The 24,224-nt window shown below is 73.1% G+C and carries 24 protein-coding genes; 11 read left to right on the top strand and 13 right to left on the bottom strand.

The features are described from left to right. Window positions 1–50: 50 nt before the first annotated feature. Window positions 51–2,312 (bottom strand): heavy metal translocating P-type ATPase, encoded by a 2,262-nt coding sequence (locus ABD385_RS13655; RefSeq protein WP_344575454.1) that lies wholly within the window; start codon window positions 2,310–2,312, stop codon window positions 51–53. Between the two features lie 84 nt (window positions 2,313–2,396). Beyond that, window positions 2,397–3,410 (bottom strand): helix-turn-helix transcriptional regulator, encoded by a 1,014-nt coding sequence (locus ABD385_RS13650; RefSeq protein ID WP_344575453.1) that lies wholly within the window; start codon window positions 3,408–3,410, stop codon window positions 2,397–2,399. Window positions 3,411–3,565: 155 nt separating this feature from the next. Here ABD385_RS13650 and ABD385_RS13645 point away from each other — a divergent pair, with 155 nt between their 5' ends. Together ABD385_RS13645 and corA are read left to right on the top strand one after the other, a co-directional pair. Then, window positions 3,566–5,098, top strand: coding sequence for an MFS transporter (locus ABD385_RS13645; RefSeq protein WP_344575452.1), 1,533 nt, complete (start codon window positions 3,566–3,568; stop codon window positions 5,096–5,098). Between the two features lie 138 nt (window positions 5,099–5,236). Further along, window positions 5,237–6,322, top strand: a complete 1,086-nt coding sequence (gene corA / locus ABD385_RS13640) for a magnesium/cobalt transporter CorA (protein WP_344575676.1) — start codon at window positions 5,237–5,239, stop codon at window positions 6,320–6,322. A 39-nt stretch (window positions 6,323–6,361) separates the two neighbouring features. Here the strand turns inward: corA and ABD385_RS13635 are convergent, their stop codons facing one another. Beyond that, window positions 6,362–7,645: a CynX/NimT family MFS transporter gene (locus ABD385_RS13635; protein WP_344575451.1), complete on the bottom strand. Its 1,284-nt coding sequence runs from the start codon at window positions 7,643–7,645 to the stop codon at window positions 6,362–6,364. Then, a complete protein-coding gene (locus tag ABD385_RS13630) occupies window positions 7,642–8,421 on the bottom strand; it encodes a FadR/GntR family transcriptional regulator (RefSeq protein WP_344575450.1) in 780 nt (259 codons plus the stop codon). Before ABD385_RS13630 ends, ABD385_RS13635 begins: the two co-directional genes overlap by 4 nt. A 223-nt stretch (window positions 8,422–8,644) precedes the next feature. On the opposite strand from ABD385_RS13630, the gene ABD385_RS13625 reads away from it, so the two are divergent. From ABD385_RS13625 to crcB, 3 genes are read left to right on the top strand one after another with little or no spacing between them, the layout of a single operon-like run. After that, window positions 8,645–9,082 carry a fluoride efflux transporter FluC gene (locus tag ABD385_RS13625; protein WP_344575449.1) on the top strand — a complete coding sequence of 146 codons (438 nt, stop codon included), beginning with the start codon at window positions 8,645–8,647 and terminating at the stop codon, window positions 9,080–9,082. After that, a complete protein-coding gene (locus ABD385_RS13620) occupies window positions 9,079–9,531 on the top strand; it encodes a DUF190 domain-containing protein (RefSeq protein ID WP_344575448.1) in 453 nt (150 codons plus the stop codon). The genes ABD385_RS13625 and ABD385_RS13620 overlap by 4 nt, the downstream gene beginning before the upstream one ends. Then, a complete protein-coding gene (gene crcB / locus ABD385_RS13615) occupies window positions 9,528–9,896 on the top strand; it encodes a fluoride efflux transporter CrcB (protein WP_344575447.1) in 369 nt (122 codons plus the stop codon). Before ABD385_RS13620 ends, crcB begins: the two co-directional genes overlap by 4 nt. A gap of 240 nt (window positions 9,897–10,136) precedes the next feature. On the opposite strand, the gene snpA is transcribed toward crcB, so the two are convergent. Continuing rightward, entirely contained in the window at window positions 10,137–10,799 is a 663-nt protein-coding gene (gene snpA / locus ABD385_RS13610) for a snapalysin (RefSeq protein ID WP_344575446.1), read from the bottom strand. Between the two features lie 243 nt (window positions 10,800–11,042). Between snpA and ABD385_RS13605 the strand changes: the two genes are divergently transcribed. Beyond that, a complete protein-coding gene (locus tag ABD385_RS13605) occupies window positions 11,043–12,002 on the top strand; it encodes a LysR family transcriptional regulator (protein WP_344575445.1) in 960 nt (319 codons plus the stop codon). A 159-nt stretch (window positions 12,003–12,161) separates the two neighbouring features. Here the strand turns inward: ABD385_RS13605 and sodN are convergent, their stop codons facing one another. Beyond that, window positions 12,162–12,557, bottom strand: coding sequence for a superoxide dismutase, Ni (gene sodN / locus ABD385_RS13600; RefSeq protein ID WP_344575444.1), 396 nt, complete (start codon window positions 12,555–12,557; stop codon window positions 12,162–12,164). Between the two features lie 165 nt (window positions 12,558–12,722). Between sodN and sodX the strand changes: the two genes are divergently transcribed. Next, window positions 12,723–13,169, top strand: a complete 447-nt coding sequence (gene sodX / locus ABD385_RS13595; protein WP_344575674.1) for a nickel-type superoxide dismutase maturation protease — start codon at window positions 12,723–12,725, stop codon at window positions 13,167–13,169. Here sodX and ABD385_RS13590 read toward each other — a convergent pair. From ABD385_RS13590 to ABD385_RS13575, 4 genes are all read right to left on the bottom strand, one after another. Further along, complete coding sequence (locus ABD385_RS13590; RefSeq protein WP_344575443.1) at window positions 13,091–13,705, bottom strand: CGNR zinc finger domain-containing protein; 615 nt, start codon at window positions 13,703–13,705, stop codon at window positions 13,091–13,093. The two genes, sodX and ABD385_RS13590, sit on opposite strands and share 79 nt — an antisense overlap. A gap of 719 nt (window positions 13,706–14,424) precedes the next feature. After that, window positions 14,425–15,177 (bottom strand): amino acid ABC transporter ATP-binding protein, encoded by a 753-nt coding sequence (locus ABD385_RS13585; RefSeq protein WP_344575672.1) that lies wholly within the window; start codon window positions 15,175–15,177, stop codon window positions 14,425–14,427. A 53-nt stretch (window positions 15,178–15,230) separates the two neighbouring features. Next, window positions 15,231–16,169: an amino acid ABC transporter permease gene (locus ABD385_RS13580; protein ID WP_344575442.1), complete on the bottom strand. Its 939-nt coding sequence runs from the start codon at window positions 16,167–16,169 to the stop codon at window positions 15,231–15,233. 82 nt (window positions 16,170–16,251) lie between these two features. Next, window positions 16,252–17,235 carry an ABC transporter substrate-binding protein gene (locus ABD385_RS13575; protein ID WP_344575441.1) on the bottom strand — a complete coding sequence of 328 codons (984 nt, stop codon included), beginning with the start codon at window positions 17,233–17,235 and terminating at the stop codon, window positions 16,252–16,254. 561 nt (window positions 17,236–17,796) lie between these two features. Between ABD385_RS13575 and ABD385_RS13570 the strand changes: the two genes are divergently transcribed. Beyond that, window positions 17,797–19,026, top strand: coding sequence for an NAD(P)-dependent malic enzyme (locus tag ABD385_RS13570; RefSeq protein WP_344575440.1), 1,230 nt, complete (start codon window positions 17,797–17,799; stop codon window positions 19,024–19,026). A 188-nt stretch (window positions 19,027–19,214) separates the two neighbouring features. Then, a complete protein-coding gene (locus ABD385_RS13565) occupies window positions 19,215–20,177 on the top strand; it encodes a zinc-binding dehydrogenase (RefSeq protein WP_344575439.1) in 963 nt (320 codons plus the stop codon). 26 nt (window positions 20,178–20,203) lie between these two features. Here ABD385_RS13565 and ABD385_RS13560 read toward each other — a convergent pair whose 3' ends face one another. Continuing rightward, window positions 20,204–20,953, bottom strand: a complete 750-nt coding sequence (locus ABD385_RS13560; protein ID WP_344575438.1) for an antibiotic biosynthesis monooxygenase — start codon at window positions 20,951–20,953, stop codon at window positions 20,204–20,206. 152 nt (window positions 20,954–21,105) lie between these two features. Here ABD385_RS13560 and ABD385_RS13555 point away from each other — a divergent pair, with 152 nt between their 5' ends. Together ABD385_RS13555 and ABD385_RS13550 are read left to right on the top strand one after the other, a co-directional pair. Next, entirely contained in the window at window positions 21,106–21,315 is a 210-nt protein-coding gene (locus tag ABD385_RS13555) for a helix-turn-helix domain-containing protein (protein ID WP_039640853.1), read from the top strand. After that, window positions 21,315–21,887 carry a Clp protease N-terminal domain-containing protein gene (locus tag ABD385_RS13550; RefSeq protein ID WP_344575437.1) on the top strand — a complete coding sequence of 191 codons (573 nt, stop codon included), beginning with the start codon at window positions 21,315–21,317 and terminating at the stop codon, window positions 21,885–21,887. The genes ABD385_RS13555 and ABD385_RS13550 overlap by 1 nt, the downstream gene beginning before the upstream one ends. 72 nt (window positions 21,888–21,959) lie before the next feature. Here ABD385_RS13550 and ABD385_RS13545 read toward each other — a convergent pair whose 3' ends face one another. Further along, complete coding sequence (locus ABD385_RS13545; protein WP_344575436.1) at window positions 21,960–23,165, bottom strand: PadR family transcriptional regulator; 1,206 nt, start codon at window positions 23,163–23,165, stop codon at window positions 21,960–21,962. Between the two features lie 2 nt (window positions 23,166–23,167). Next, window positions 23,168–24,079: a DUF4097 family beta strand repeat-containing protein gene (locus tag ABD385_RS13540; RefSeq protein WP_344575435.1), complete on the bottom strand. Its 912-nt coding sequence runs from the start codon at window positions 24,077–24,079 to the stop codon at window positions 23,168–23,170. Window positions 24,080–24,224 lie beyond the last annotated feature (145 nt).

Below are 24,224 nucleotides of genomic sequence, written 5' to 3'. Positions count from 1 at the left end.
CCGCCGTCAGAACTGGAGGCTTCCGACGCGTGTCGGCCGCGGGAACGGGCTCAGCCCAGGGCGCGGAAGCGCCGCAGACGCAGGCTGTTGCCGACCACGAAGACCGAGGAGAAGGCCATCGCGGCGCCGGCGATCATCGGGTTGAGCAGGCCGGCGGCGGCCAGCGGCAGCGCGGCGACGTTGTAGCCGAACGCCCAGAACAGGTTGGTGCGGATGGTGCCGAGGGTGGCCCGGGCCAGCCGGATGGCGTCCGCCGCGGCGCGCAGGTCACCGCGCACCAGGGTGAGGTCGCCGGCCTTGATGGCGGCGTCGGTGCCGGTGCCCATCGCCAGGCCCAGGTCGGCGCGGGCCAGCGCGGCCGCGTCGTTCACCCCGTCGCCGACCATGGCGACCGAGCGGCCCTCGCCCTGGAGGCGCGCGACGACGGCCACCTTCTCCTCCGGCAGCACCTCGGCGATCACCTCGTCGATGCCGACCGCCGCGGCGACCGACTCGGCCACCGCGCGGTTGTCGCCGGTCAGCAGCACCGGCGTCAGCCCGAGCCCGCGCAGCCGGCGGACCGCCTCCGCGCTGGTGGGCCGGATCGCGTCGGAGACGACCAACACGGCGCGGGCCGCCCCGTCCCAGCCGACCGCGACCGCGGTGTGCCCGGCCCGCTCGGCCGCGTCCTTGGCGGCGGCCAGGGCGGGCGGCAGCTGCTGGCCGCGGTCGGTCAGCAGGCGCTCCCGGCCGACCAGGACCGTGTGCCCCTCGACGGCGCCGTGCACGCCCAGCCCGGGCACGTTGGCGAAGTCCTCGGGGGCCGGCAGGGCCCCGCCGGGCTCGGCCTCCAGGGCGGCGGTGGCGACGGCCCGGGCGATGGGGTGCTCGGAGGAGTGCTCCAGCGCACCGGCCAGCCGCAGCGCCTGCGCGCGGGTCACGCCGTCGGCGAGGTGGACGTCACTCAGGGTCATCACGCCGGTGGTGACGGTGCCGGTCTTGTCCAGGACGACGGTGTCGACGGTGCGGGTGGTCTCCAGCACCTCCGGCCCCTTGAGCAGGATGCCGAGCTGGGCACCGCGGCCGGTGCCGACCATCAGCGCGGTCGGCGTCGCCAGGCCCAGCGCGCACGGGCACGCGATGATCAGCACGGCGACCGCGGCGGTGAACGCGGCGACCGCGCCGTGGCCGGTGCCGAGCCAGAGGCCGAGGGTGGCCAGCGCGAGCGCGATGACGACCGGGACGAAGACCGCGGAGATCCGGTCGGCGAGCCGCTGCGCCGCCGCCTTGCCGTTCTGGGCCTCCTCGACCAGCCTCGTCATCCGGGCGAGCTGGGTGTCCGCGCCGATGCGGGTGGCCTCGACGACGAGCCGGCCGCCCGCGTTGACGGTGGCGCCGGTGACGGTGTCGCCGGGGGCGACCTCCACGGGCACGGACTCGCCGGTCAGCATCGAGGCGTCCACCGCGGACGAGCCGTCCACCACCCGGCCGTCGGTGGCGACCTTCTCCCCGGGGCGGACCACGAACCGGTCGCCCACCCGCAGCTCGCCGACCGGGATCCGCACCTCGCGGCCCGCCCGGAGCACCGCGACGTCCTTGGCGCCCAGCTCCAGCAGGGCGTGCAGGGCCGCCCCGGCCTTCCGCTTGGCGCGCGCCTCGAAGTACCGGCCGGCCAGGATGAAGGTGGTGACGCCGGCTGCCGCCTCCAGGTAGATCGCGCCGCTGCCGTCGGTGCGGGCCATGGTCAGCTCGAAGGGGTGGGTCATGCCGGGCATGCCGGCCGTGCCGAAGAACAGCGCCCACAGCGACCAGCCGAAGGCGGCGAGGGTGCCCATCGAGATCAGGGTGTCCATGGTGGCCGCGCCGTGCCGCAGGTTGGTCCAGGCGGCCCGGTGGAACGGCCACGCCCCGTAGGCCACCACGGGGGCGGCCAGGGTCAGCGACAGCCACTGCCAGTTGGTGAACTGCAGCGCCGGGACCATCGCCATCGCGACCACCGGGACGGCGAGCGCCAGCGAGACGCACAGCCGCTGCCGGAGGGCGGCGAGCGGGCCGTCCTCCGGGCCGGGGGCGTCGTCGGCGGGCGGTTGCGGCGCGGGCGGCTCGGGAACCGCGGCGGTGTAGCCGGTCCTCTCCACGGTGGCGATCAGGTCGGCGGTCGCCACCGTGCTGTCCTCCGCGAGGGTCACCTGCGCCTTCTCGGTGGCGTAGTTGACGGTGGCGGTGACCCCGGGCATCCGGTTGAGCTTCTTCTCGACGCGGGCCGCGCACGAGGCGCAGGTCATGCCGCCGATCTCCAGCTCGACGACGGGCCCATCGATCGCGGTGGTCATGACGGCTGGTCCTCCTGTTCGCCAGAGTGCGGGGCTCCGGGGGCGGCCGGCCCCCGTCCAGCCTCCGCCGACCCCGCCAACACTTTACCCCCCTGGGGTATCTCGTCCAGTGGGGCGGGCCGTGGCGTCCGTCTCGCCGCCGTCGGTGGCCCGGTGCACCCGGTCGCCCATGGCCCGCAGGTACGCGGTCAGCTCGGCCGGTTCGTGCACCGTGAACTCCCGCCCCAGCATCGCCAGCCGCATCGCCAGCCACTCCAACGAATCGGGTGCGCTGTGCCAGCGGCAGCTCTCCCCGTCGAGCGGTTCGACCTCGCCCGCGGCCCGGCCGCCGAGCCGGGCGGCCACCTCCCCGGCCGGCCCGTACACCGTCGCCACCGCCCGGTACGTCGCCGCCGTCCCGCGCATCCGCTCCCGGACGTACGCCCCGGCGTCGGCGGCCGGCAGCTCGCGCGGCGCGGTCCGCACGCCGGTGGCGAACGGCTCGCTCAGCCGGTCCACCCGGAAAGTCCGCCAGTCGTCGCGGTCGTTGTCGAACGCGACCAGGTACCAGCGGCGGCCCGCGGCGACCAGGCGGTGCGGCTCCACCAGGCGGCGGGTGAGTTCGCCGGCGCCGGCGCGGTAGCGGAAGCGCACCCGCTCGTGGTTGGCGATCGCCGCCGCCAGCACCGTCAGGTGCTCCGGGTCGACGGTCGGCCCGTCACCGGCCGGCAGCGGGACGGTGGCGGTGCCCAGTGTGCCCACCCGCCGCCGCAGCCGGGCCGGGAGCACCTGCTCCAGCTTGGCGAGCGCCCGGACCGACGCCTCCTCGATGCCCGCGATGGTGTGGCCGGCCGTCGAGCGCAGCCCCACCGCGATGGCCACCGCCTCCTCGTCGTCCAGCAGCAGCGGCGGCATGGCGGTGCCGGCGGCCAGCCGGTAGCCGCCCTCCGCGCCCATCGAGGCGTGCACCGGATAGCCCAGTTCGCGCAGCCGCTCGACGTCGCGGCGGATGGTCCGGGTGGTCACCCGCAGCCGTGCGGCCAGCTCCCGCCCGGGCCACTCCCGGGGGGTCTGGAGCAGGGACAGCAGGTTCAGCAGACGTGCCGAGGTCTCACTCATGGCGACGATGATGGCCCAGGAAGTAGGACGGGAGCTGTCCTAGGTGGGCCGTAAGGTCGAGGACGTCCGGGACGGGCGTCCGCCGCACCAGCGCGGCGGACGCCCGTCCCGGCGCGTCCCCCCCGCTCGTCCCACGGCACCGCCAGGAGTTCCGCATGTCCCCGTCCGATCCGCACCCCGCCGCGCCGGCCGGCGCCGTCCCCGCGCCCGCCGACCGCAGACGCTGGATCGCCCTCGCCGTCGTCCTGACCGCGAGCTTCATGGACCTGGTCGACGCGACCATCGTCAACATCGCGCTGCCCAGCATCCAGCGGGACACCGGGGCCGGCTTCGGCGCGCTCCAGTGGATCACCGCCGGATACGCCCTGGCCTTCGCCATCGGCCTGATCACCGGCGGCCGGCTCGGTGACATCCACGGTCGTAAGAAGCTCTTCCTGCTCGGGATGGGCGGCTTCACGGTGGCCTCCGCGCTGTGCGGGCTCGCCGCGGACCCGGCGATGCTGGTCGCCGCGCGGGTGGTGCAGGGCGCGACGGCCGCGCTGATGGTGCCGCAGGTGCTGGCGATCATCCACGTCAGCTTCCCGGCCCACGAGCGCGGCAAGGTCTTCGGGATGTTCGGTGCCGTGATCGGACTCGGCGCGGTCTGCGGCCCGCTGATCGGCGCCCTGCTCACCCAGGGCGACCTCTTCGGCCTGGAGTGGCGGCCGATCTTCCTGATCAACCTCCCGGTCGGCGTCGTCGGCATCTGGCTCGGCCGGCGCTTCCTCACCGAGTCCCGCTCGGACACCGCGCTCCGCCTCGACCTGGTCGGCACCGCGCTGCTCACCGTCGGCCTGCTGCTGGTGCTCTACCCGCTCACCCACGGCCGCGAGGCCGGCTGGCCCGTCTGGGGCTTCGTCGCCATGGCGGCCGGACCGCTGGTCCTGGTCGGGTTCGTCCGCTACGAGCGGTTCAAGGCCCGCAAGGACGGCTCGCCGCTGGTCGAGCTCTCGCTGTTCCGGATCAAGACGTTCGCGGCGGGCGTCGGCGTCCAGCTCACCTTCGGCGCGGTCACCGGCCTGTTCTTCCTCATCTGGACGCTGTACATGCAGCTCGGGCTGGGCTGGGGGCCGCTGCACGCCGGGCTGACCGGGGTGCCGTTCTCGCTGGCCTGCTCGGCCGCGGCCGGGCTGTCCGTCCAGAAGCTGGTGCCGCGGTTCGGCCGCGCGGTGCTCCAGGCCGGCGCGCTGATCATGCTCGGCGGGGCGCTGCTCTACCTCTGGCAGGTCGACCACTACGGCACCGCCATGCAGTCCTGGCAGATGGCCCCGGCCTTGGTCCTGATGGGCGCCGGCATGGGGCTGATCGTCGCGCCGATCACCGACGCGGTCCTCTCCGAGGTCCCGGTCCGGCACTCCGGTTCGGCCTCCGGCATCTTTAACACCACCGGTCAGGTGGGCATGGCGCTGGGGCTGGCGCTGTCGTCGGTGGCGTTCTTCGGCGCGGTGGACGGCCCGGGGCGCGCGGGCTTCGTCGCCGCCACCACGCACGCCCTGGGGTGGATCGCCGGCGGCCTGGTGCTCGTCCTCGGCCTGCTGTTCTGGCTGCCCCGGCGGGCCCGGGCGGGGAGCCCGGCGCCGGTGCAGCCGGCGGCGGCCGCCGGCACGTCGGAGGCACCGGAGGCGGAGCAACCGGCGCTCGTGCCCTGATCACCGCGGGGGCGCACGCCCGGGGCGCGCGGGCAAATGGACGGCACGGCCCGGCCCACGACCCGGTGCGGAGTGCGCAAAATCAAGCCCGGACCGTACCTCCCGCGTGCCCCCACGGGCGATACTTGGCCGGTGTCGATGATCAGCAACCTCCGCAAGGCCGCCCGGCTGCCGCAGCCGCGCAAGGGCGGGGTGGACCTCAGCCACCCGGCCCGCTCGCCGCTCGGCACCGCCGTGGTGAACTGCGCGGTCTACGTGTCCGGGGTGCGCCAGGAGGGCGACCGGCCGGCCGAGGAGGCCATCCGGCAGGTCCGGCGGTCCGGTGACGGCTTCGTCTGGATCGGCCTACACGAACCGTCCGAGGTGGAGTTCGCCGGCGTCGTCGAGCTGTTCGGGCTGCACCCGCTCGCCGTCGAGGACGCCGTCCACGCCCACCAGCGCCCCAAGCTGGAGCACTACGACGACTCGCTGTTCACCGTCTTCAAGACCGTCCGCTACGTCGAGCACGACCAGCTGACCGACACCAGCGAGGTCGTCGACACCGGCGAGATCATGGTCTTCACCGGTACCGACTTCGTGATCACGGTGCGGCACGGCGGCCACGGCTCGCTGGGTCCGCTGCGCGAGCAGCTGGAGCGCGATCCGGACCAGCTCGCACTCGGCCCGTCCGCGGTGCTGCACGCCATAGCCGACCTCGTCGTGGACGACTACCTCGACGTCGCCGCCGCCGTCCAGGACGACATCGACGACGTCGAGAGCGAGGTCTTCTCGGTGCGCGGCAGCCGCGGCGCCGACCGGATCTACCAGCTCAAGCGCGAACTGCTCGAATTCAAGCGGGCGGTGACCCCGCTGGACCGCCCCCTCCAGGAGCTGGCGACCCGTTCGCTGCAGTTCGTCGAACCGCGGACCAAGACCTACTTCCGGGACGTCGCGGACCACCTCGACCAGGTCCGCGAGCGGATCACCGGCTTCGACGAACTGCTCAACTCGATACTCCAGGCGCACCTCGCCCAGGTCGCCAACGCCCAGAACGAGGCGATGCGCCGGATGTCCGCCTGGGCGGCGATCCTGGCCGTCCCCACCATGGTCACCGGCGTCTACGGCATGAACTTCGAGTACATGCCGGAGAAGAGCTGGCCGTTCGGCTATCCGCTGGTGATGGCCGTGATGGTGGGGATCTGCTGGCTGATGCATCGCGGCTTCAAGCGCAACGGCTGGTTGTAACGCCGTTACAGAGCCGGCCGCGCGGCACCGCCCGCGCCCTCACCGCCCCGTGACGTGCAGCGGCCGGGCCGCCCCGAAGCCGGCGGCCACTTGCGGCACCAACAGCACCACCAGCACCACCAACGGCACCGTCCAGGTACCCGAGGCGTCGTGCACCGCGCCCAGCACCGCCGGACCGGTGGCGGCCAGGACGTAACCGAAGCACTGCGCCATGCTGGAGAGTTGGGCGGTGTGCCGGGCGTCCGGGGCGCGCTGGACGATGAACAGCAGCGCCAGGCTGATCGCCGCCCCCTGCCCCAGGCCCAGCAGCGTCATCCACAGGTACGCACCGCCGACCGGCGCCGCCCACATGCCGACGAAGCCCGCCGCGCACAGCACCGCGCCCAGCGCGGCCAACGCGCCGGCCGGCAGCCGGCGGCCGACGATCACCGGCGCCAGGAACGACCCCGCGATCCCCAGCAGCGAGGAGAACGACAGCATCCAGCCGGCGTCGCCCGCGCCCATCCCGGCGTCCTTGAGGATCGTCGGCAACCAGGCGGCGGCCGCGTAGTAGCTCAGCGACTGCAACCCCATGTAGCCGGTGACCTGCCAGGCCAGCGGGGAGCGCCACAGCCCGCGGACCGGGTGCGCGGCCTGCCGGGCGGCGGCCGCCGACACCGCGGTGCGGCGGCGCAGCTGCGGCAGCCAGACCACCAGCGCGAGCACCGCCAGCGCACCCCAACAGGTCAGTGTGGCCTGCCAGGAGAGCCCGGCGGCCTGCTGCACGGGAACGGTGATGCCGGCCGCCAGCGCCGCGCCGCCGAACAGCGACATCGAGTAGAGCCCGGTCATCAGGCCCGCCCTGGCCGGGAAGTCCCGCTTGATCAGGCCCGGCAGCAGCACGTTGGCGACCGCGATCCCGGCGCCGATCACGACCGTCCCGGCGAACAGCGCCACCACCGAGTCCACCAGCCGCAGCCCGGTGCCCAGGCAGATCAGCACCATCGTGCCGAGCAGCGACCGCTCCATGCCGAAGCGCCGGCCCAGCCGCGGGGCGATCGGGGCCAGCAGCCCGAAGCAGAGCAGCGGCAGCGCGGTCAGCAGGCTGGTGGCGGCCGCCGACATGCCGCTGTCGGAACGGATCGTGCCGACCAGCGGGGAGACCGCGACGAGCGCGGGCCGCAGGTTCAGCGCCAACAGGACGACCCCGAGGCCGAGGGTGAGGGCGTGGCGGCCGGTGGCGCCGGTGGGCGGGGCGGCGTCGCCGGCCGGGGCCGGGGCCGGCGCCTCGCCGGTCGGCCGCGGCGGGGCCGGCGATATGCCCGATGCGGGTCCGCGTGTCATCGCTGGGGTTCCTCCTGTGGTGCTTCGTGTCCGTCGGTGCCGGTGGGGCGCTCCGTCTCCGCCGCGTCCCGGTCGTCGTCCGCGGCCTGTGCGCGCAGGGCGTCGGCCGCCTCGGCGAGGTGGTCCAGCGCCGCCCGCTCGGCGGCGTCCGGGTCCCGCGCCTCGATGGCGTCGACGATCGCGGTGTGCGCGTCGATCTGGTGGCGGACCGCGTCGGGCAGCAGCGGCGTGCCGACCACGGCCTGCAACGTCTCCCGTAGGGCGGCGCCGAACTGCTCGTACAGCTCGGCCAGCAGACGGTTGTGCGCGGCGGCGGCGACCGCCTGGTGGAAGCGCACGTCCGCGTCGATGAACTGGGCCACGTCGCCGGCCTCCCAGGCCCGGCCGCGCAGTGCCAGCGCCTCCCGCAGTGCGGCCAGGTCCTCGTCGGTGCGGCGTTCGGCCGCATGGCGGGCGGCGTCCCGCTCCAGGCTGGCGCGCACCTCGTACGCCTCCAGGTTGGCGGCCCGGCGCAGCCGGCGCTGGACGGCGGCCCCGAAGCCGCTGCGGGCCCGGACGTAGGTCCCGTCGCCCTGCCGCGGCTGAAGCATCCCGGTGTGCACCAGGGCGCGGACCGCCTCGCGGACGGTGTTGCGGCCGACGTCCAACTGCTCCACGAGCAGCGGCTCGGCCGGGATCTTGGTGCCGACCGGCCACTCGCCGTCGGCGATCAGCCGTTCCATCTGCTCGATGACCAGCTCGACGAGGCTGGTGCGGGCAGTGCTGCGCAGCGGCATCGGCGCCGTCCTCCCGTCCGCGTTCCGCGGCTCTGCGTGCGGCGGTGCCCGCCCGAGGGGACACCGGATTCCACCGGTGATGGGAACATCCCATGTTTAGCGCTGTCAAATGACCGGGCTTAGCCTGAGGGCGGTGCCGCCCCCGTCGGGGCGGGCCGGCCGGCCGCTCGGCGCACGACGTGGGTGCCGGCCGCACGCACGCACAAGAAGGACCCGCGGACCCATGGACGAACGAGCCCGCCGGCCGTGGCCCTGGCAGGGCGAGTGGCCGGTGATCGGTGCGGTGGCGGTGGGCGGCGCCCTCGGTGCCGCGGCCCGGTACGGCGCCGGCCTGATCTGGCCGACCGCCGACGCCGCCTTCCCCTGGACCACACTGCTGGTCAACGTGGTCGGCTGCGCGCTGATGGGCGTCCTGATGGTGCTGATCACCGAGGCGTGGACGGCGCACCGGCTGCTCCGCCCGTTCCTGGGCACCGGGATCCTCGGCGGCTTCACCACCTTCTCGACCTCCGCGGTGGACACCGAGCACCTGGCGGCCGCCGGCCGGCTGCCGCTCGCCCTGGCCTACCTCGCCGGCACCCTGTTCGCCGCGCTGGCGGCGGTGGCCCTCGCGAGCAGCGCCACCCGGACGGTCCTCGACCTGAGGCGGCGGACGGCATGACGGAACACCGGCACCACCACCACGCGGAGCGCGGGACGGCGACGGGCGGACCGGCCGACCCCCCGGTGCCGTCGGCCGCGACCCCGGTCAGCAGCCCGGCCCTGCGGCTGACCGTCCTCGTGGGCGAGCAGGACGTCTGGCACCACCGGCCCCTCTACGCGGAGGTCGTGCACCGCGCCCGTGCGGCGGGCCTCGCCGGGGCCAGCGCCTTCCGCGGCGTCGAGGGGTTCGGGGCGACCTCGATGATCCACACCCAGCGGCTGCTGTCGCTCAGCGAGGAACTGCCGGTGGCGGTGGTCGTGGTGGACACCGAGGAGCGGGTGCGGGCGTTCCTGCCGCAGCTGTCCGAACTGCTGGCGGACGGCGGCCTGGTGACCCTCGACCCATGCGAGGCGATCACGTTCGGCGGCCGGCCGGGCGGCGCCGGCGGAACGGACCCGGCCCGGTGAACTGGCTGCTGGTGGTGGCGGGTGCCGTGGTCGGGGCACCGCTGCGCTTCCTCACCGACCGCTTCGTCCAGGCCCGACACGACACCGTGTTCCCCTGGGGGACCTGCGCGGTCAACGTCATCGGCAGCCTGATCCTCGGCCTGGTGACCGGCGCGGCCGCCGCCGGCGCCGCTCCCGCGCACGTCCAACTGCTGCTCGGCACCGGCCTGTGCGGGGCGCTGACGACCTATTCGACGTTCTCCTACGAGACCCTGCGGCTGGTCACCGACGGGGCGCGCGGGTACGCCGTGCTCAACGTCGGGCTGAGCCTGGCGGCCGGACTGGCCGCCGCCTGGGCCGGGGTGGCCCTCGGCCACGCCCTGTGAACCGTGCCGCTCCGGCCCGGCGCCCCTCGAAGCCTCCGCACGCGGACGAGCGGTGGGGCCCGGGAAGGAGCCCCACCGCTCGGGCGGACGTACGGCATGCGGGGGCTGGTGGGGGGTACGGAGCCGGCCGCCAGGTACCGGCTCCGTCAGCCCCGGCCCGTCGTCTGCCCGGCCACCGTCAGCCCGGCCGGGAAGCGGCGGGCCGACCGACGTGCCGCGTGCGGGGGACGGACCGCTCGGTCAGCCGCCGAAGCGGACGCCGGCCAGGCCGTTCGCCCAGAGCTGGTCCACCTGGGCGCGCTCGTTGGAGTCCGGCTGGGTGTTCTGGCAGGACGGGCCGGGCCCGCCGCCGGACATCAGCTCGCTGCAGGGGCCTTCGTAGTGGTCCGGCAGGCCCAGGACGTGGCCGGTCTCGTGCGCCACGATGCGGGTGCGGTTGTACTGCTGGGCCTGGCTGTAGTCGATGAAGACGAAGCCCTTGCCGTGGCCGTCGGTGCTGGCGTACGAGCCGCGCGGGTCGTTGCCCTCCTTGTACTGGAAGTCACCGCCGTTGCCCGCTTGCAGCTTGACGTTCTGGACCGCGCTGTTCCAGATCGAGGCGCTCTGCGATATCTCGTTCGCGAAGGTGGGTGCGGCGCTCGGGTCGTAGGTGACCGTGACCGACTTCAGGTGCGGGTTGGCCTTCATCTTGGCCCGGGCCGACTGCATGACGGCCTCGAAGAACGCCTTGGTGTTCGCCTTCTCCGCCGGCGAGCCGGTGTAGGCGGCGACCGAGGCGGGGGTGCTGTGGTGGGGGGCGGAGTGTGCGGTGGCGGCGGTGGCCGACACCGGAGCGGCCGCGGCGAGCGCGGCGGCGAGGCCCAGGCCGAGCGCAGCCGACAGCGCCGTCTTGGGAGATCTCATGTGGGGGGCTCCTTAATTTCCGGGAGGCCGTACGGCCGCCGTGTGGGGCGGCGGCCGGGGCCCTGCGGATTTCTTGGTGCCGCTGAGTGTGGACGGAGTTCACCCGTGGGACGGAGATGCCAGGTGGCGATAGCCCGAGGCAATACCCCCGGTGGCCGCGGACCAACGTGCTGGTGAAGAGCCGGAGTTCGGACCGGCCGAAGAGTCTGGTGTGAGCCGCGCCTGCGCGTTTATGCTCCCGGCGTGGAGCTAGAGGTAAGGCATCTTCGGGCCCTGTGCGCCATCGCCGACTCCGGCAGCGTGCGCAAGGCGGCCCGGCAGCTGGGGATGACGCAGCCCTCCTTGACGACCCAGCTCCACCGCATCGAAAAGGCCCTCGGCGGGCAGCTCTTCTTCCGCGAGCCGACCGGTAGCCGTCCCACTCCGCTCGGTCATTCGGTGCTCTGTCGCGCCCGGCCGATAGTGGCCGAAATGCGCGCGCTTGTCGAGGACATCGCCTCGGTATCGGTCCGGGAGGAAGGCACCCGGCTGCGGATCGGCAGCACCAACAGTCCGGCCGTCGCGGGCTGGTTGCGCCGGCTGCGGGCCCGGCTCCCGGAGACCGACACCACGATACGGACCGACGTGTCCGCCAACGCCCTGCTCCACATGATCGCGATGGGCCAGCTCGACGCGGCCTTCGTGCACGAGGTCGAGGGCGCCCCGCTGCGCGTACCGGACGGCCTGCTGACGCACGAACTCCTCGCCCGCGAACCGCAGTTCATCGCCCTCGCGGAGAGTCATCCGGCGGCCACACGGGCCGTCGTCCGGGTCGCCGACCTGGCCACCGACCAGTGGATGGTCGACCCGACGGTGGACGGCGAATGGGCCGGCCTGCGCCGCATCTGGGCCGCGGCCGGCATCAACCCCCGGGTGGTGCACGGCGACTACCTCACCGCCGTGGACCTCGTCATGGCCGGCGAGGTGGTCACGCCCTGCCAGCCCACCGCCCGCTCCCGCCCCGGCATGGCGATCCGCCCGCTGCACGGCGACCCGCTGGCGGTCCGGCTCTTCATGGCCTGCCGCGCGGACGGCCCCTCGGCCGCCTCCGCCGACGACCTCTTCGCCGACCTCACCGCCGCCTACACGGACATCGCCTGGGCCAGCGAGGCGTACCACGACTGGCTGGTCCAGCACGGCGGCGTGCTGAGCTCCGGGCGCTGAGGCGTCAGGGCCCTATAGCCCGGGGTTATCACCCGCCCCGGCCCCCGAACGACCGCACCCGGCCCGCCGGGGCCGCCGGGTTGCGGCGGGTGGCGGACCGGGTGCGGTCGATGGACCGGGCGGTCGCAGGGACCGCGGGTCGGCAGGGGTGAGCGGGGCTCAGCCCTTCTTCGTCGCCCAGAAGATCTTGTCGATCTGGGCGATCAGGTCCAGGGCCTTCTGGCCGGTGGCCGGGTCGTTCGAGCCCTTGGCCGCGCTGAGGGCCTTGAGGGCGTCGTTGACCAGCTGGTGCAGCTCCGGGTACTTCTCGAAGTGCGGCGGCTTGAAGTAGTCGCTCCACAGCACCGAGACGTGGTGCTTGGCCAGCTCGGCCCGCTGCTCCTTGATCAGGACGGCGCGGGTGCGGAAGTCAGCGTCCTCGTTGGCCTGGTACTTCTCCTGGACGGCCTTGACCGACTCGGCCTCGATGCGGGCCTGGGCGGGGTCGTAGACACCGCAGGGCAGGTCGCAGTGGGCGCTGACCTTGACCTTGGGGGCGAACAGGCGGGAGAGCATGTTCAGTCCTTCCTCGTGATCGTCTTCTCACGTGCGAGATTACTCGGTGCCGGAAGGCTTTTCTCGGGTGGCCCGGGGGTCTTAGGGCAAAAGTCCGGTGCCGGACCGGGACTGATGGAGGATGGTCCGGTGAAGGTCGTACGGGGGCAGGACCGGGAGGTACGGATGCCGGAGCGGGTGCGCGAGCCGGAGCGGGAGAGCGGCGACGGCGCGGAACCGGCGCGCGGCGGGCCGCTGCGGGCGTTCGGTGTGGCGGAGGTCTACAACCCGTCGATGGTGCCGACGCTCCAACCGGGGGACCAGCTCCTGGTGCAGTACGGGGCGGTGGTGCGCCCGGGGGACGTGGTCGTGCTGCGGCACCCGTTCCGGCAGGACCTGCTGATCGTCAAGCGCGCGGTGGAACGGCGCGCCGGTGGCTGGTGGGTGCGCGGTGACAACCCGTACGTGGAGAACGACAGCCGGGAGTTCGGGGTGGTCCCCGACGAGTTGGTCCTCGCGCGGGCCTGGCTGCGGGTGCGGCCGCCGCGCGGGCTTCAGCGCTCGCCGCGGGCGGTGGCTTCCTGGGCGCTCTCGTCGGTGCGGGTGCTCTCCCGGCGCTTGCGGGCGCGGTAGGCGGCGACGTTGGCGCGGGTGGCGCAGCGGTCCGAGCAGTAGCGCCGGGACCGGTTGGTGGAGGTGTCCAGGTAGGCGTTGCGGCAGGGCTTGGCCTCGCAGATGCCCAGGCGGTCCACGCCCAGCTCGGTGAGGTGGAAGGCCAGGCCCATGCAGGCGGTCGCGGTGAAACCGGCCGTGGCGTTGGCGGCGTGGTCGGCGATGTGCATGTGCCACTTGGGGCGGCCTCCCCCGGCGTCACGGAACTCGTGGCCGGAGATCTGCGGGCTGACCGGGAACTCCATCATCAGCGCGTTCAGCAGGTCGACGGCGAGCACCTCGTCGCCGCGGTCCGCCGCCTCGAAGACCGCGCGCAACCGGGAACGGACCGTACGCAGCCGGGTGACGTCACTCTCGGTGGCCCGCCGAGCGGCCTGCTGGGCAACGCCGAACAACTCGCGAACCGCTTCGACGGACGTGAGGGAGTCCCCGCCGCGCTCGGGCTGCTCGGTGTTGACCAGACGCACGGCGTAGTCCGAGTAATAGGCCAGTTCCACGTGTGTTCCTTACGGCGCGAGCGTAATGGGTGTCGTCACCACGAGGGTATTACGCGGTTGCGCCTGGCGGCTTGGGCCTGTTCCCACGTTGTCGGCTTCCCCGCCGTTGCGCCTGCGGCGCGGGGTGCTTCCCACGTTGTGGGGTTTCCCGCCGTGCGGCGTTTCGCCGTTGCGCCTGCGGCGGGCGGTGCCGCTGCGCGGGGCTGTTGGGTGGCGGTGTCGGGCCTGCGGGGGTGGTGTGCAGGACTGCTGCGCTTTACGTCCTGCACACCACCCCCTCCGGCCCGCCCCCTCCCGTTGAGGGTGGGTTGAAAACCGGGTGGGTGGGGGCCGGGCCCCGGTGGGTTGGTGCTGGTGACCACTGGGCGCGCTCACGGATGTGAATCCACCCACGGAGTCGCAGGGACCCACCAACACAGGCCCCCACTCACCCCTTTCCCACCCATCTACGGGAGGGGTCGGGTTGGCGGGTGGTGGGGTGCCCGGACGTAAAGCGCAGCAGTCCGGGCACCCCACCACCCGCCAACCCGACACCGCGCCCTACCTACAAGCCCCGCGCAGCGGCCCCGCGCCGCAGGCGCAAACAACAACCCACGGCGGGACGGCCGACAACGTGGGGCAAGCCCCGCGCAGCAGCCCCGCGCCGCAGGCGCAAAGACAGCAACCACCACGGCAGGAAAGACAACAACGTGGGAAGCAAAGCCACGCGCAGCGACCCGTCAGAGGACCTTCGACAGGAACGACTTGGTGCGCTCGTGCTGGGGCTTGGTGAGGACGTCGCGCGGGTGGCCGGACTCGACCACCACGCCGTCGTCCATGAAGACCAGCGAGTCGCCGACCTCACGGGCGAAACCCATCTCGTGGGTCACCACGACCATCGTCATGCCGTCGGCGGCCAGGTCCTTCATGACGTCCAGGACGTCGCCGACCAGCTCCGGGTCGAGGGCCGAGGTGGGCTCGTCGAAGAGCATCAGCTTGGGCTCCATGGCCAGCGCCCGGGCGATCGCCACCCGCTGCTGTTGGCCGCCGGAGAGCTGCGAGGGGTAGTTGCCGGCCTTGTCGGCCAGGCCGACCCGGTCCAGCAGCTTGGCCGCCCGTTCCCGCGCGGACGCCTTGGACTCGCCCTTGACCTGGACCGGCGCCTCCATGATGTTCTCCAGCGCGGTCATGTGCGGGAAGAGGTTGAAGCGCTGGAAGACCATGCCGATGTCGCGCCGGCGGGCGGCGACCTCGCGGTCGCGCAGCTCGTAGAGCTTGCCGTTGTGCTCGCGGTAGCCGACGAGTTCGCCGTCGACCGACAGCCGGCCGGAGTTGATCTGCTCCAGGTGGTTGATGCACCGCAGGAAGGTCGACTTGCCGGAGCCGGACGGGCCGATCAGGCAGAAGACCTCCCGGGGCGCCACCTCCAGGTCGATCCCCTTGAGGATGTGCGCCGCACCGAAGGACTTGTGGACGCCCTCGGCCTTGACCATCGGGACCGCGGCCTTGCCCGAGCCGGTGTTCGTGGCCTTGCTCTTGCTCGTGCTCATGCCGTACCTCCGGCGCGGTTCGGGCCGGCCAGCTTCGTCTTGAGGCGCTGGAACGGGGTGGGCGGAAGCTGGCGGCTGGCGCCGCGGGCGTAGTAGCGCTCCAGGTAGTACTGGCCGATGCTGAGCACCGTCGTGGCGATCAGGTACCAGGCGGCGGCGAGGATCAGCATCTCGACCACCACGCCGGAGTCCCGGCCGACGTTCTGCGCGGCCTGGAGGAGGTCGTAGTACTGCACGGCGATGACCAGGGACGAGGTCTTGAGCATGTTGATGACCTCGTTGCCGGTCGGCGGCACGATCACCCGCATCGCCTGCGGCACGACGATCCGGCGCAGCGTCCTGCCGTGGCTCATGCCCAGCGCGTGCGCCGCCTCGGTCTGGCCCTCGTCGACGGCGGTCAGGCCGGCCCGACAGATCTCGGCCATGTACGCGGCCTCGTTGAGGCCGAGGCCGAGCAGCGCGCACAGGAACGGGGTCATGAAGTCCGACCACTCGTCCTTGTAGATCGGCATGATGTCGATGTACTGGAAGACCAAGCCGAGGTTGAACCAGAGGAAGAGCTGGACGTAGACCGGGGTGCCGCGGAAGAACCAGACGTAGAACCACGCCACGGACTTGGTCACCGGGTTCTTGGACTGCCGCATGACCGCCAGGACCACGCCCAGCACGATGCCGATCACCATCGACAGCACGGTGATCCACAGGGTGTTGCGCAGGCCCTTGAGGATGTCCGCGTTGAACATGTACTCCGGTATCGCGCCCCAGTTGACCTTCCCGGAGGCGAAGGCCCGGACGAGCAGCACCAGCAGCCCGATGACGACGAGCGCGGCGACCCAGCGCCCGTAGTGGCGGACCGGTATGGCTTTGATGGGCTCGGGCTGGGCCGGCGGTGCGGCCGCCGGCGGCTCGGCCGGCTTGTCGACGTCAACTGACACGAGGGTTGCCTTTCAGCGTGTGGCGGGAGAGGCGTGGTGGGGCCGCGCGGAGCGCCCCGGCGGGACGGGACCGGGCGCCGGCTCAGGTGCCGCCGTTGATCTGCACTTCCTTGACCGCGGCGTCCCTGACGTTCCACTTGGCCAGGACGCCGTCGTACGCGTGGTTCTTGATCACCAGCTCCATGGCCGCCTTGATCGCGTCGCGCAGCTGCTCCTGCCCCTTGGGGACGGCGATGCCGTACGGGGCCGCCTTGAGCGGGGCGCCGCCGACCGTCTGGAAGTCGTTGCCGCCGCCGGAGACCTTCACCGCGTAGGCCGCGACCGGGTAGTCGCTGGAGACCGCGTCCACACCACCGGTCCGCAGCCGGGTCTGGGCCTCGGAGTCGTTGTCGAACGCCTCGATGGAGATGGGCTGCTCGCCGCCCGCCTCACACGCCTTGGACTTGTCCTTGGCCAGGTCGTGGGAGACGGTGCCGCGCTGTACGGCGAGCTTCTTGCCGCACATGGTCTCCCAGCCGTCGATGCCCTTGGTCTTGCCCTTCTGGGTGTAGAGCGAGACGCCGACGTTGAGGTAATCGACGAAATCGACGCCCTCGCCGATCTTCTTGCCGGTGGTGCTGTCGATGCCCTGCTGGCGGTCCTTGGTGTCCGTCATCGCCGACATCGCGAGGTCGTAGCGCTGCGACTTCAGACCGCCCATGAGGGTGTCGAAGGTGGCGTTGTTGAAATTGAGCTTGATGCCCAATTCCTTGCCGATTGCCGCGGCAAGATCCGGATCGATGCCTTCCACCTTGCCGTTCGAGCGGAACTCCACCGGTTTGTAGGTGATGTCCGAGCCGACCTGGAGCATCCCCTTGTCCTGGACGTCCTTGGGGAGCTTGCTGAAAAGCGGGGCGTGCGGGTTGCGGTTCTTGGCCGCCTCCCGTCGGGCGATCGCCGCGTCGGTCTGGTCACCGCAGGCGCTGAGCAACAGCAGCGAGGCGGTGACCGTGGCTATTGCCGCGACGGTCTTGACGGGCTTACCGGACCTGCCGGCCGCCGCGCGACGGGTGGTGTCTGCGGTCATGCGGATCCTCCTGCGGTGGGTAGCCGACGTGCCAGTGTGGGCAGCCGAAGTGCTGGTGAGAAGGGGGTGGGCACACACCTTTGGGCACCTTTGGGCGTCGCGCCCTCGGTCGGTGACGGAATCTTGCCATCCGGACTCCGGTATTCGGACTGTCGTTCAGGTCAAAATCGGATAACGGACGAGCAAGGGCCATCTCCGGCCTTGTGGCGCAAGGGAAAAGGCCCGCCATCGACACCGGAGGGAAAGGGGGTGACCCCGCGGTGTCTCGGAATTCGGACAGCTCCGGGGTATCTCCGGCGTTTTCAGGCGTTCCGTCGCTAATGTCGGAGCCTCGTACCGGCAGGTAACGAATCTGACTCGTCGCCTTGCACGCCCGTCCGGTAGAAAGGGTCGTTACACCCCTCATCCGGGGCTCAGGGCGCGTGTGCGGCGCGCCCGGCGTCCGTACCTCCCCCCGCGCGGCGGCCATCCGCCGGGCAGGGCGCGGACGCGGTGCCCGCCCACCCCCCAACCAGGGAGTGGCCACCCTCAACAGATTTACGACAAAGGGGTCAGAGAACAGTGGCAGCGGAGATCGTCAATCCTCGCAGCGACAACGCGACCGGTGCGGAAGAAGGCACGGACGGCACGTCCGGCGAACTCTTCGACCCGGCCTTCGCGCTGCATCGCGGCGGCAAGATGGCCATCCAGGCAACCGTCCCGGTGCGGGACAAGGACGACCTGTCCCTCGCGTACACGCCGGGCGTCGCCAAGGTGTGCAGCGCGATCGCCGAACGTCCCGAGCTCGTGCACGACTACACCTGGAAGTCCCAGGTCGTGGCCGTGGTCACGGACGGCACCGCGGTGCTGGGCCTGGGCGACATCGGCCCGGAGGCATCCCTTCCGGTGATGGAAGGCAAGGCCATCCTCTTCAAGCAGTTCGGCGGCGTGGACGCGGTGCCGATCGCGCTCGCGACCACCGACACCGACGAGATCGTGGACACCGTCGTCCGCCTCGCGCCCTCCTTCGGCGGCGTCAACCTGGAGGACATCTCGGCGCCCCGGTGCTTCGAGATCGAGCAGAAGCTCAAGGAACGCCTGGACATCCCGGTCTTCCACGACGACCAGCACGGCACCGCCGTGGTCACCCTGGCCGCGCTGCGCAACGCCGCCAAGCTGACGGACCGGACGCTGGGCCAGCTCCGGGCGGTCATCTCCGGCGCCGGTGCGGCCGGTGTCGCCATCGCCAAGATCCTCGTCGAGGCGGGCATCGGCGACGTGGCGGTCTGCGACCGCAAGGGTGTCGTCTCGGCGGACCGCGGTGACCTCACCGACGTCAAGCGCGAGCTGGCCGGCTTCACCAACAAGGCGGGCCTGAGCGGCTCCCTGGAGCAGGCGCTGGACGGCGCCGACGTCTTCATCGGCGTCTCCGGCGGCACGGTGCCGGAGGAGGCGGTGGCGAAGATGGCGAAGGACTCGATGATCTTCGCGATGGCCAACCCCAACCCGGAGATCCACCCGGACGTCGCCCACAAGTACGCCGCGGTGGTCGCCACCGGGCGCAGCGACTTCCCGAACCAGATCAACAACGTGCTGGCCTTCCCCGGAATCTTCGCCGGCGCCATGCAGGTGCGCGCCTCGCAGATCACCGAGGGCATGAAGCTCGCCGCCGCGGAGGCGCTGGCCGCCGTCGTCGCCGACGAGCTGAGTGCGGACAAGGTGATCCCGTCGCCGTTCGACGAGCGGGTCGCCCCGGCCGTCACCGCGGCCGTCGCCGCAGCCGCCCGTGCGGAGGGCGTCGCGCGCCGCTGACCCGCCGCCGCGGACACCGTTGACGGGCCGGACCGACCCCCTCGTGGGTGCGGGTCCGGCCCGTCCGGCGTTGCGGGGCGGCGGCCGGAAAGGACGATGGGATTCCGGCCGTCCGCGGTCCCGGTGGGCGTCGCGTGTCACACCCGCGCCCGCTGTCGCGGGACCCGCCCGCGGCCTACGTTGGGATCATGTTTGCTGCCTACGCCGCCCGCATCGACCGCGACCAGCCGCTGAACGGCCTCGAATTGGGGGAGCGCCCGGCCCCCACCGCCCGCCCCGGCTGGACCACCGTCGACGTCAAGGCCGCCTCCCTCAACCACCACGACCTGTGGACGCTGCGCGGCGTCGGGATCACCGGGGAGTCGCTCCCGATGATCCTCGGCTGCGACGCCGCCGGCATCGACGAGCACGGCAACGAGGTCGTCCTGCACTCCGTCATCGGGCAGACCGGCCACGGCGTCGGCCCGGACGAGAAGCCCTCCATCCTCACCGAGCGCTACCAGGGCACCTTCGCCGAGCGGGTCACCGTGCCCTCCTGGAACGTCCTGCCCAAGCCCGCCGAGCTCTCCTTCGAGGAGGCCGCCTGCCTGCCCACCGCCTGGCTGACCGCGTACCGGATGCTGTTCACCAACGGCGGGGTGCGGCCCGGGGACAGCGTGCTGGTGCAGGGCGCCGGCGGCGGCGTGGCGACCGCCGCCATCGTCCTGGGCGCCGCGGCGGGCCTGCGGGTCTTCGCCACCAGCCGGGACGAGACCAAGCGCAAGCGCGCCGTGGAGCTGGGCGCCGAGGCGGCGTTCGCGACCGGTGAGCGGCTGCCCCAGCGGGTGGACGCGGTGATCGAGACGGTCGGCGCCGCCACCTGGTCGCACTCGGTGAAGTCGCTGCGGCCCGGTGGCACCCTGGTCATCTCCGGTGCCACCAGCGGCTTCACGCCGAAGAGCGGCGAGCTGAACCGGATCTTCTTCCTGGAGCTGAAGGTCGTCGGTTCGACGATGGGCACCAAGGAGGAACTGGCCGGCCTGCTCAGCTTCTGCGCCGCCAAGGGCATCCGGCCGGTGATCGACTCCACGCTGCCGCTGGACCGGGCGCCCGAGGGCTTCGCGAAGATGGCCGAGGGGGAGCTCTTCGGGAAGGTCGTGCTGACCGTCTGAGCCGTGGGCGCCGGCCCGCCGGGACGTCAGCCGCGGCCGGGCGGCGGGACGTTGACCAGGCTCCGGTGCAGGACGTAGGCGGGCACGGCCGGTGCGCCGGGCGTGCCCGCACCCGCCTCGTCCGCCGGCACCGCCGGGGTGGGGGCGACCCCGGGCAGGGCTGTGATCGCCGCCCGCAGCCGGACCGGAACGGCGCCGCCGGCAAACGCCCGCCAGGCCGAACCGGTGCTCCACTCGCCGAAGTTGAGCACCCGTCGGCCGTCCTGCGAGAAGTGGAAGTGGGCGCCGAGCAGCCCCGGGACGCGCTCCTCGGCCAGCCTCCGCAGCACGGTGTCGGCGAGCGCGCGCTGGGCGTCCGGCCCGGTCGTGGCGAACGTCGGCGTCACCAGGAACGCCGGCGTCCGGGTGGCGCGCTCCTCGGCCACGTGACTGCGGTAGCGGCGGTAACGGATGACGCCCGGGCGGCGGATGCCCGGGACGGCCGCGTCGACGGGGGCGAGGGCCGCGGGGCGCCGGGTGCGCACCCACTCCCGGTGGGCCGCGTCGTCGGTCCACTGCGCGTAGTTGAGGACGTGGCCGCCGTCGGTGCTCAGGAACGTGGTGAGCGTCAGCATCGCGGCCGGGCGGGGTTCCTCCTCCCAGGCGGCCAGCACCGCATCGGCCGCCGCGCGCTGGAAGCGGTCGGCCGGTACCAGCCAGGGGCTGATCAGGACGGTGCCGGCGTCGGGGCGTCGGACGTCCGGGAAGGCGGGGAGGGGGGCGTCGGTCGGGGGCATGGGGGCTCCGTTTCGTGCCGGTGGGCGGGCTGGCCGGTACCGGGCACGATGCTGGTTCCTCAGGCGTGGTTGAGGTCAAGGGGGTCGAGGACGGACACCCCGGCGTGTCAATGAAGGTTGACGAGACTCGCTTGTCAACGTAAGTTGACGCCATGACCGAAGCAACGGACCTCGCCGCGCGGGCGAGCGACCCGGATCCGCGGGCCGGCCTCCGCGCCGTCGCCGCGCTCCGCCGGCTGCTGGAACAACTCGAAGCCGTACAGGTGCGCAGCGCCCGCGCGAAGGGCTGGTCGTGGCAGGAGATCGCCGCCGAACTGGGTGTCAGCCGGCAGGCGGTCCACAAGAAGCACGGGAGGCGCTGATGTGGGAGAGGTTCACGGGGGCGGCCCGGGCGGTGGTGCGCGACGCGGTGACGCACGCGGACTGCGCCGGAAGCCGCACGATCGGCGAACCGGAGCTGCTGCTCGCACTGTTGGACCGCCGGGACACCCCGGCCGCGGCGGTACTCGACGGGCTCGGCGCGCCGCGGACGGCGCTCGCCGCCGACCTGGCGGCGGACCGGCGGCGGGGCGGCGTCTCGGCGGCCGACGCGGCGGCGCTGGCCGGGCTCGGCATCGACGTCGACGCGGTCGTGGCGCGGGTGGAGGACGCGCACGGGGTCGGGGCGCTGGCCGGCGGCCCGGTCGACGGTGGCCGCCGGAGTGGGCGCCGGGCGTGGACGCGGCACCGCTTCTCCCCGGACGCCCGGGCGGCGTTGGAGCGTGCGCTGCGGATCGCGGCGGGCCGCGGTGAGCGGCACCTCGGCGACGAGCACCTGCTGCTGGCGCTGACCGTCCGGTCCGGCCCGGCCGGTTCGGTGCTCGCCGGCCACGGCGTGACGCACGACGCGGTGGTGCGGGTCCTGGGCGAACGGACCGTCGGGCGCGCGAGCTGACGTGCCCGCGCCGGGCGGCGGCGTCGGTCGCCGGCCGGGGAGCCCCGGTCGGCGACCGACGCGCGTCGGCCGCTACGCGTCCCGGTCCGCCGCCCCGCCGTCCGCCCCCGGCCGGCGCAGCAGCGCCCCGATGTGGGCGGCGGCGGACGCCAACCGGTGCCGGGACTCGGCGAGTTGGTCCGCGGTGACGCCGTGGTCGCGGGCGGCGTCCCGCAGGCCGTCCCGGAACCGGTCCAGCAGGCGGTCGAAGTCGCGGGCCGGGTCGCCGCTGCCGGGCTCGGCGGCCCACGCGGGCGCGGCGGGCTCCTCGGCTACGGGCGCCGCCCCGGCCGCCGGCGGCTCGGCCTCCTCCTTGGCGAGGTCGATCCGCTCGACCGTGATCCGCGGGCCGTCGTGGGCGGTGCCGTGGTCCGTCGTGGTGCGGTGGTCGGCGCCGTCGCCGTGGTCCCCGGTGTCCGGGGCGGCCCGGTCGTGCGCGTCGGCCCGGTCGCTGCCGGATGCGGCGCCCGTGTAGCGGCCGACCTCGCGGGAGACCTCGGACAGCGCGTCGCGCACCGCCGTGGACCAGTCGCCGGAGCGCACCGCCTCCTGGGTCTGCTCCTGGACGTGCTTGATGACCCGCTGGATCTCCTCGCGCGCGAACACCTGGGCGTCCTTGGCCTGTTTGCGGGCGCGCTGGGCCTCCTGCTTGGCGCGGCGGCTCTCCTCCTTGGCGCGGCGGGCCTGCTCCTTCCACTCCTCCTTGGCGCGCCGGAACTCCTCCTTCGCCTGCCGCCAGGCGTCCTTGTCGCCGAACGCGCCGTCGAAGTAGTCCGAAGCCTCCGGGAACGGCCGGTCGCCGGCCGGGGCCTTGCGCCCGGCCTTCCCCGCCCCCGGCGTCCCGGTGCCGGCCCGGGCCTGCTGGGCGGCCTCCCGGACCTCCCGGCGCAGATCGCGCGCCGAACCGCTGACGTCCTCGCGGATGTCCGAGGCGAGGGCCGCCACCGACTCCCGGATCTCCAGTTCCAGATCGGCGAGTTCGCCGCCGCGGTCGGCGAGTTCGGCCCGGCCGGCGTCGGTGATCGAGTAGACCTTCCGGCCGCCCTCGGTGGCGTGCGTCACCAGGCCCTCGGCCTCCAGCTTGGACAGCCGGGGGTAGACGGTGCCGGCGGACGGGGCGTAGAGCCCCTGGAAGCGCTCCTCCAGCAGGCGGATGATCTCGTAGCCGTGCCGCGGGGCCTCGTCGAGCAGCTTGAGGAGGTAGAGCCGCAGGCGGCCGTGGGCGAAGACGGGGGGCATGCTCAGAGCACCTTCTTCCCGGCGGGCGGGGTCGTGGGGGAGGGGCCGTCGTCCGGTCCGCCGCCCGGCGCCCCACCGGCGGGGCCGCCCGGCTCGTCGTAGCCGGGGCGGCGCAGCAGGGCGAGGGCGCCGGAGACGGTGGTGGCCTTGAGCCGGCCGGTGCCGGCCCCCAGCGAACCGGTGATGCGCTTGGCGCCCCACTGGCCGGTGACCCGCAGGTCGTCGAAGGCGTTGGTGACCGCGCCGGTGGTGGTGCCGGCGTCCACCTTCGCGTCGGCCGGGTCGGGCAGCCGGATGGCGATCTCGCCGGAGACCGTGGTCAGGTCGATCTGCGCGCCGGCCGCCGGGTCCAGGTCCAGCACCATGTCACCGCTGACGGAGTCGGCGTGCACCGCGCCGCCGATCCCCTCGATGACGGTCAGGTCGCCCGAGACGGAGTTGAATCGGAGGTCGCCGGTGAGGGCCTGGGCCTCGACGTTGCCGGCGACGGTGTCGGCGCGGACCGGGCCGGAGAGCCCGACGAGGGTGCTGTCCCCGTTGACCCCGCGCAGCTCCGTGCGGCCCGAGACGCCGGAGATGACCACGCCGGCGCCGACCACCCCGACCTCGACGCGGGTGGTGGCCGGCACGGTCACCGAGACCACCGCGCTGCGGTTCCAGCCCTTGCGCTCCAAGAACGTCAGGAAGCCCTTCCAGGGCAGGTCGTCGTAGCCGACGGTGAGGGTGCCGTCCTCGACGGAGACCACGACCTGCGGGCCGTGCAGCTCGGACACCTCCAGCCGGGCCGGCCCCTCCTCGGAGGTACCGACGACGTTGACGGTGCCGCCCATCAGGCGCACGGAGAGGGCGTTGACCGGCTCCTCGATCTCCAGCGTGCGTGGTGCGGAGACCGTCCATTCGGTCCGGGCTGACATACCTGGCCTCCCCTGGGTAGGCAGACAACGCAACATATCGCGTCTTCGCTAGACACGATATATCGCAGCCTGCGGGAGTCAAGCGGGTCCGCCCCTGACCGTCCCCTGATGCGCCCCCTTCCGTTCCCCTAGGTGACGGCGACGG

Origin of the sequence: Streptomyces lunalinharesii, assembly GCF_039532155.1 — a bacterium.
GTDB classification, from domain to species: domain Bacteria; phylum Actinomycetota; class Actinomycetes; order Streptomycetales; family Streptomycetaceae; genus Streptomyces; species Streptomyces lunalinharesii.
This window is presented reverse-complemented; position numbering and strand designations above follow the sequence as displayed.

Coding starts and splice junctions, on each gene's coding strand:
- ABD385_RS13560 (WP_344575438.1), bottom strand. CDS start 20,953: ATGCCCCCGACCGACGCCCCCCTCCCCGCCTTCCCGGACGTCCGACGC.
- ABD385_RS13545 (WP_344575436.1), bottom strand. CDS start 23,165: ATGCCCCCCGTCTTCGCCCACGGCCGCCTGCGGCTCTACCTCCTCAAG.
- ABD385_RS13635 (WP_344575451.1), bottom strand. CDS start 7,645: ATGACACGCGGACCCGCATCGGGCATATCGCCGGCCCCGCCGCGGCCG.
- ABD385_RS13655 (WP_344575454.1), bottom strand. CDS start 2,312: ATGACCACCGCGATCGATGGGCCCGTCGTCGAGCTGGAGATCGGCGGC.
- ABD385_RS13625 (WP_344575449.1), top strand. CDS start 8,645: ATGGACGAACGAGCCCGCCGGCCGTGGCCCTGGCAGGGCGAGTGGCCG.
- ABD385_RS13540 (WP_344575435.1), bottom strand. CDS start 24,079: ATGTCAGCCCGGACCGAATGGACGGTCTCCGCACCACGCACGCTGGAG.
- snpA (WP_344575446.1), bottom strand. CDS start 10,799: ATGAGATCTCCCAAGACGGCGCTGTCGGCTGCGCTCGGCCTGGGCCTC.
- ABD385_RS13575 (WP_344575441.1), bottom strand. CDS start 17,235: ATGACCGCAGACACCACCCGTCGCGCGGCGGCCGGCAGGTCCGGTAAG.
- ABD385_RS13650 (WP_344575453.1), bottom strand. CDS start 3,410: ATGAGTGAGACCTCGGCACGTCTGCTGAACCTGCTGTCCCTGCTCCAG.
- ABD385_RS13645 (WP_344575452.1), top strand. CDS start 3,566: ATGTCCCCGTCCGATCCGCACCCCGCCGCGCCGGCCGGCGCCGTCCCC.
- sodN (WP_344575444.1), bottom strand. CDS start 12,557: ATGCTCTCCCGCCTGTTCGCCCCCAAGGTCAAGGTCAGCGCCCACTGC.
- ABD385_RS13555 (WP_039640853.1), top strand. CDS start 21,106: ATGACCGAAGCAACGGACCTCGCCGCGCGGGCGAGCGACCCGGATCCG.
- ABD385_RS13620 (WP_344575448.1), top strand. CDS start 9,079: ATGACGGAACACCGGCACCACCACCACGCGGAGCGCGGGACGGCGACG.
- ABD385_RS13565 (WP_344575439.1), top strand. CDS start 19,215: ATGTTTGCTGCCTACGCCGCCCGCATCGACCGCGACCAGCCGCTGAAC.
- ABD385_RS13630 (WP_344575450.1), bottom strand. CDS start 8,421: ATGCCGCTGCGCAGCACTGCCCGCACCAGCCTCGTCGAGCTGGTCATC.
- ABD385_RS13585 (WP_344575672.1), bottom strand. CDS start 15,177: ATGGTCAAGGCCGAGGGCGTCCACAAGTCCTTCGGTGCGGCGCACATC.
- ABD385_RS13550 (WP_344575437.1), top strand. CDS start 21,315: ATGTGGGAGAGGTTCACGGGGGCGGCCCGGGCGGTGGTGCGCGACGCG.
- sodX (WP_344575674.1), top strand. CDS start 12,723: ATGCCGGAGCGGGTGCGCGAGCCGGAGCGGGAGAGCGGCGACGGCGCG.
- corA (WP_344575676.1), top strand. CDS start 5,237: ATGATCAGCAACCTCCGCAAGGCCGCCCGGCTGCCGCAGCCGCGCAAG.